This window comes from Jannaschia donghaensis (assembly GCF_001403795.1).
Lineage (GTDB): Bacteria > Pseudomonadota > Alphaproteobacteria > Rhodobacterales > Rhodobacteraceae > Jannaschia > Jannaschia donghaensis.
Genome location: NZ_CXSU01000002.1, coordinates 1 through 5476, shown reverse-complemented (window position 1 = coordinate 5476; position 5476 = coordinate 1). Strand labels below are relative to the sequence as shown.

The window sequence follows — 5476 nt, the reverse complement described above, 5'->3', positions numbered from 1 at the left end:
AAAACCATTTTTCGTCCCCTTCGGGGCGGTGGTCTATAGTGTTATTAATATCAAGTTGGGGGAGCACATTGTAGCATTGTGCCAATTCATCCATTAACTTCTCAGTAACAGATACAAACTCATCACGAACGTCAGAAGCAGCCTTATGGCCGTCAACATACATATCACCATTATCGAACTCAACGCCCTGCATACGAAAAGACAGAATCTCTTCCAAGAGCTTGATGCGGTTATCCATCTGCTTATGGAAGCCAAGCATTGGGGATTGAGAAAGAGTAGAAATGCCACAAGCCTCAATAGCAGGTTTAAGAGCCTCGATACGCTCAAAGTCAAAATAATCAGCGTGACATTCAGAAGGGTAATAAGAACGAACCATAAAAAAGCCTCCAAGATTTGGAGGCATGAAAACATACAATTGGGAGGGTGTCAATCCTGACGGTTATTTCCTAGACAAATTAGAGCCAATACCATCAGCTTTACCGTCTTTCCAGAAATTGTTCCAAGTATCGGCAACAGCTTTATCAATACCATGAAAAATATCAACCACACCAGAAGCAGCATCAGTGACGACATTAGAAATATCCTTTGCAGTAGCGCCAATATGAGAAGAGCCATACCGCTGATTCTGCGTTTGCTGATGAACTAAGTCAACCTCAGCACTAACCTTGCGAGTCATTTCTTTGATTTGGTCATTGGTAAAATACTGACCAGCCGTTTGAGCTTGAGTAAGCATTTGGCGCATAATCTCGGAAACCTGCTGTTGCTTGGAAAGATTGGTGTTTTCCATAATAGACGCAACGCGAGCAGTAGACTCCTTCTGTTGATAAGCAAGCATCTCATTTTGTGCATATACCTGGTCTTTCGTATTCTGGCGTGAAGTCGCCGACTGAATGCCAGCAATCTCTTTTTGAGTCTCATTTTGCATCTCGGCAATCTCTTTCTGATTGTCCAGTTGCATTTTAGTAAGCTCTTTTTGATTCTCAAATCCGGCGTCAACCATACCAGCAGAGGAAGCATCAGCACCAGCACGCTCCCAAGCATTAAGCTCAGGAAATGCAGCAGCAAGATAATCACGAGTATCCTTTCCTTTATCAGCGGCAGACTTGCCACCAAGTCCAACCAAATCAAGCAACTTATCAGAAACGGCAGAAGTGCCAGCCTGCAACGTACCTTCAAGAAGTCCTTTACCAGCTTTAGCCATAGCACCAGAAACAAAACTAGGGACGGCCTCATCAGGGTTAGGAACATTAGAGCCTTGAATGGCAGATTTAATACCAGCATCACCCATGCCTACAGTATTGTTATCGGTAGCAAGCACATCACCTTGAATGCCACCGGAGGCGGCTTTTTGACCGCCTCCAAACAATTTAGACATGGCGCCACCAGCAAGAGCAGAAGCAATACCGCCAGCAATAGCACCAAACATAAATCACCTCACTTAAGTGGCTGGAGACAAATAATCTCTTTAATAACCTGATTCAGCGAAACCAATCCGCGGCATTTAGTAGCGGTAAAGTTAGACCAAACCATGAAACCAACATAAACATTATTGCCCGGCGTACGGGGAAGGACGTCAATAGTCACACAGTCCTTGACGGTATAATAACCACCATCATGGCGACCATCCAAAGGATAAACATCATAGGCAGTCGGGAGGGTAGTCGGAACCGAAGAAGACTCAAAGCGAACCAAACAGGCAAAAAATTTAGGGTCGGCATCAAAAGCAATATCAGCACCAACAGAAACAACCTGATTAGCGGCGTTGACAGATGTATCCATCTGAATGCAATGAAGAAAACCACCATTACCAGCATTAACCGTCAAACTATCAAAATATAACGTTGACGATGTAGCTTTAGGTGTCTGTAAAACAGGTGCCGAAGAAGCTGGAGTAACAGAAGTGAGAACCAGCTTATCAGAAAAAAAGTTTGAATTATGGCGAGAAATAAAAGTCTGAAACATGATTAAACTCCTAAGCAGAAAACCTACCGCGCTTCGCTTGGTCAACCCCTCAGCGGCAAAAATTAAAATTTTTACCGCTTCGGCGTTATAACCTCACACTCAATCTTTTATCACGAAGTCATGATTGAATCGCGAGTGGTCGGCAGATTGCGATAAACGGTCACATTAAATTTAACCTGACTATTCCACTGCAACAACTGAACGGACTGGAAACACTGGTCATAATCATGGTGGCGAATAAGTACGCGTTCTTGCAAATCACCAGAAGGCGGTTCCTGAATGAATGGGAAGCCTTCAAGAAGGTGATAAGCAGGAGAAACATACGAAGGCGCATAACGATACCACTGACCCTCAGCAATCTTAAACTTCTTAGACGAATCACCAGAACGGAAAACATCCTTCATAGAAATTTCACGCGGCGGCAAGTTGCCATACAAAACAGGGTCGCCAGCAATATCGGTATAAGTCAAAGCACCTTTAGCGTTAAGGTACTGAATCTCTTTAGTCGCAGTAGGCGGAAAACGAACAAGCGCAAGAGTAAACATAGTGCCATGCTCAGGAACAAAGAAACGCGGCACAGAATGTTTATAGGTCTGTTGAACACGACCAGAAAACTGGCCTAACGACGTTTGGTCAGTTCCATCAACATCATAGCCAGATGCCCAGAGATTAGAGCGCATGACAAGTAAAGGACGGTTGTCAGCGTCATAAGAGGTTTTACCTCCAAATGAAGAAATAACATCATGGTAACGCTGCATGAAGTAATCACGTTCTTGGTCAGTATGCAAATTAGCATAAGCAGCTTGCAGACCCATAATGTCAATAGATGTGGTAGAAGTCGTCATTTGGCGAGAAAGCTCAGTCTCAGGAGGAAGCGGAGCAGTCCAAATGTTTTTGAGATGGCAGCAACGGAAACCATAACGAGCATCATCTTGATTAAGCTCATTAGGGTTAGCCTCGGTACGGTCAGGCATCCACGGCGCTTTAAAATAGTTGTTATAGATATTCAAATAACCCTGAAACAAATGCTTAGGGATTTTATTGGTATCAGGGTTAATCGTGCCAAGAAAAGCGGCATGGTCAATATAACCAGTAGTGTTAACAGTCGGGAGAGGAGTGGCATTAACACCATCCTTCATGAACTTAATCCACTGTTCACCATAAACGTGACGATGAGGGACATAAAAAGTAAAAATGTCTACAGTAGAGTCAATAGCAAGGCCACGACGCAATGGAGAAAGACGGAGAGCGCCAACGGCGTCCATCTCGAAGGAGTCGCCAGCGATAACCGGAGTAGTTGAAATGGTAATAAGACGACCAATCTGACCAGCAAGGAAGCCAAGATGGGAAAGGTCATGCGGCATACGCTCGGCGCCAGTTTGAATATTAGACATAATTTATCCTCAAGTAAGGGGCCGAAGCCCCTGCAATTAAAATTGTTGACCACCTACATACCAAAGACGAGCGCCTTTACGCTTGCCTTTAGTACCTCGCAACGGCTGCGGACGACCAGGGCGAGCGCCAGAACGTTTTTTACCTTTAGACATTACATCACTCCTTCTGCACGTAATTTTTGACGCACGTTTTCTTCTGCGTCAGTAAGAACGTCAGTGTTTCCTGCGCGTACACGCAAGGTAAACGCGAACAATTCAGCGGCTTTAACCGGACGCTCGACGCCATTAATAATGTTTTCCGTAAATTCAGCGCCTTCCATGATGAGACAGGCCGTTTGAATGTTGACGGGATGAACATAATAAGCAATGACGGCAGCAATAAACTCAACAGGAGCAGGAAAGCGAGGGTATCCTACAAAGTCCAGCGTACCATAAACGCAAGCCTCAACGCAGCGACGAGCACGAGAGCGGTCAGTAGCAATCCAAACTTTGTTACTCGTCAGAAAATCGAAATCATCTTCGGTTAAATCCAAAACGGCAGAAGCCTGAATGAGCTTAATAGAGGCCAAAGCGGTCTGGAAACGTACGGATTGTTCAGTAACTTGACTCATGATTTCTTACCTATTAGTGGTTGAACAGCATCGGACTCAGATAGTAATCCACGCTCTTTTAAAATGTCAACAAGAGAATCTCTACCATGAACAAAATGTGACTCATATCTAAACCAGTCCTTGACGAACGTGCCAAGCATATTAAGCCACTTCTCCTCATCCAACGCGTCAGTTTTTGACAGAATCGTTAGTTGATGGCGAAAGGTCGCAAAGTAAGAGCTTCTCGAGCTGCGCAAGGATAGGTCGAATTTTCTCATTTTCCGCCAGCAGTCCACTTCGATTTAATTCGTAAACAAGCAGTAGTAATTCCTGCTTTATCAAGATAATTTTTCGACTCATCAGAAATATCCGAAAGTGTTAACTTCTGCGTCATGGAAGCGATAAAACTCTGCAGGTTGGATACGCCAATCATTTTTATCGAAGCGCGCATAAATTTGAGCAGATTTGTCGTCACAGGTTGCGCCGCCAAAACGTCGGCTACAGTAACTTTTCCCAGCCTCAATCTCATCTCTCTTTTTGCGTTCTGCTTCAATATCTGGTTGAACGGCGTCGCGTCGTAACCCAGCTTGGTAAGTTGGATTAAGCACTCCGTGGACAGATTTGTCATTGTGAGCATTTTCATCCCGAAGTTGCGGCTCATTCTGATTCTGAACAGCTTCTTGGGAAGTAGCGACAGCTTGGTTTTTAGTGAGTTGTTCCATTCTTTAGCTCCTAGACCTTTAGCAGCAAGGTCCATATCTGACTTTTTGTTAACGTATTTAGCCACATAGAAACCAACAGCCATATAACTGGTAGCTTTAAGCGGCTCACCTTTAGCATCAACAGGCCACAACCAACCAGAACGTGAAAAAGCGTCCTGCGTGTAGCGAACTGCGATGGGCATACTGTAACCATAAGGCCACGTATTTTGCAAGCTATTTAACTGGCGGCGATTGCGTACCCGACGACCAAAATTAGGGTCAACGCTACCTGTAGGAAGTGTCCGCATAAAGTGCACCGCATGGAAATGAAGACGGCCATTAGCTGTACCATACTCAGGCACACAAAAATACTGATAGCAGTCGGCGTGTGAATCATTAGCCTTGCGACCCTCGGCAGCAAGAACCATACGACCAATATCACGAAAATAGTCACGCAAAGCATTGGGATTATCATAAAACGCCTCTAATCGGTCGTCAGCCAACGTGAGAGTGTCAAAAACGATAAACCAACCATCAGCATGAGCCTGTCGCATTGCATTCATCAAACGCTGAATAGCAAAGCCTCTACGCGATTTCATAGTGGAGGCCTCCAGCAATCTTGAACACTCATCCTTAATACCTTTCTTTTTGGGGTAATTATACTCATCGCGAATATCCTTAAGAGGGCGTTCAGCAGCCAGCTTGCGGCAAAACTGCGTAACCGTCTTCTCGTTCTCTAAAAACCATTTTTCGTCCCCTTCGGGGCGGTGGTCTATAGTGTTATTAATATCAAGTTGGGGGAGCACATTGTAGCATTGTGCCAATTCAT

General features: G+C 44.7%; 9 protein-coding genes. All 9 read right to left on the bottom strand.

What is annotated here, in order from left to right:
• On the bottom strand, nt 1-403 hold a 403-nt coding region (locus tag JDO7802_RS18985; protein WP_497706856.1), incomplete at its 3' end, for a hypothetical protein.
• Nucleotides 404-439: 36 nt separating this feature from the next.
• Entirely contained in the window at nt 440-1426 is a 987-nt protein-coding gene (locus JDO7802_RS18980) for a Minor spike protein (RefSeq protein WP_000466547.1), read from the bottom strand.
• An 8-nt stretch (nt 1427-1434) separates the two neighbouring features.
• Nucleotides 1435-1962, bottom strand: coding sequence for a hypothetical protein (locus JDO7802_RS18975; protein WP_000487867.1), 528 nt, complete (start codon nt 1960-1962; stop codon nt 1435-1437).
• A 110-nt stretch (nt 1963-2072) separates the two neighbouring features.
• A complete protein-coding gene (locus JDO7802_RS18970) occupies nt 2073-3356 on the bottom strand; it encodes a major capsid protein (RefSeq protein WP_000065572.1) in 1284 nt (427 codons plus the stop codon).
• A 36-nt stretch (nt 3357-3392) separates the two neighbouring features.
• The gene (locus tag JDO7802_RS18965) at nt 3393-3509 is read right to left on the bottom strand and encodes a phage DNA packaging protein J (RefSeq protein ID WP_000033471.1); all 117 of its coding nucleotides are present in this window, start codon (nt 3507-3509) and stop codon (nt 3393-3395) included.
• Nucleotides 3509-3967: a scaffolding protein D gene (locus JDO7802_RS18960; RefSeq protein WP_000084700.1), complete on the bottom strand. Its 459-nt coding sequence runs from the start codon at nt 3965-3967 to the stop codon at nt 3509-3511. Before JDO7802_RS18960 ends, JDO7802_RS18965 begins: the two co-directional genes overlap by 1 nt.
• Complete coding sequence (locus JDO7802_RS18955; protein WP_016670801.1) at nt 3964-4203, bottom strand: phage DNA packaging protein C; 240 nt, start codon at nt 4201-4203, stop codon at nt 3964-3966. Before JDO7802_RS18955 ends, JDO7802_RS18960 begins: the two co-directional genes overlap by 4 nt.
• Complete coding sequence (locus JDO7802_RS18950) at nt 4136-4288, bottom strand: hypothetical protein (RefSeq protein ID WP_435988044.1); 153 nt, start codon at nt 4286-4288, stop codon at nt 4136-4138. The genes JDO7802_RS18955 and JDO7802_RS18950 overlap by 68 nt, the downstream gene beginning before the upstream one ends.
• Nucleotides 4221-5476: replication endonuclease (locus tag JDO7802_RS18945; RefSeq protein WP_055081723.1), on the bottom strand; the 1256-nt coding region annotated here is incomplete at its 5' end. The genes JDO7802_RS18950 and JDO7802_RS18945, both read right to left, overlap by 68 nt.

Excerpts from the sequence above, each read along its gene's own strand:
- JDO7802_RS18980 (WP_000466547.1), bottom strand. The coding sequence starts at position 1,426 with ATGTTTGGTGCTATTGCTGGCGGTATTGCTTCTGCTCTTGCTGGTGGC.
- JDO7802_RS18975 (WP_000487867.1), bottom strand. The coding sequence starts at position 1,962 with ATGTTTCAGACTTTTATTTCTCGCCATAATTCAAACTTTTTTTCTGAT.
- JDO7802_RS18970 (WP_000065572.1), bottom strand. The coding sequence starts at position 3,356 with ATGTCTAATATTCAAACTGGCGCCGAGCGTATGCCGCATGACCTTTCC.
- JDO7802_RS18965 (WP_000033471.1), bottom strand. The coding sequence starts at position 3,509 with ATGTCTAAAGGTAAAAAACGTTCTGGCGCTCGCCCTGGTCGTCCGCAG.
- JDO7802_RS18960 (WP_000084700.1), bottom strand. The coding sequence starts at position 3,967 with ATGAGTCAAGTTACTGAACAATCCGTACGTTTCCAGACCGCTTTGGCC.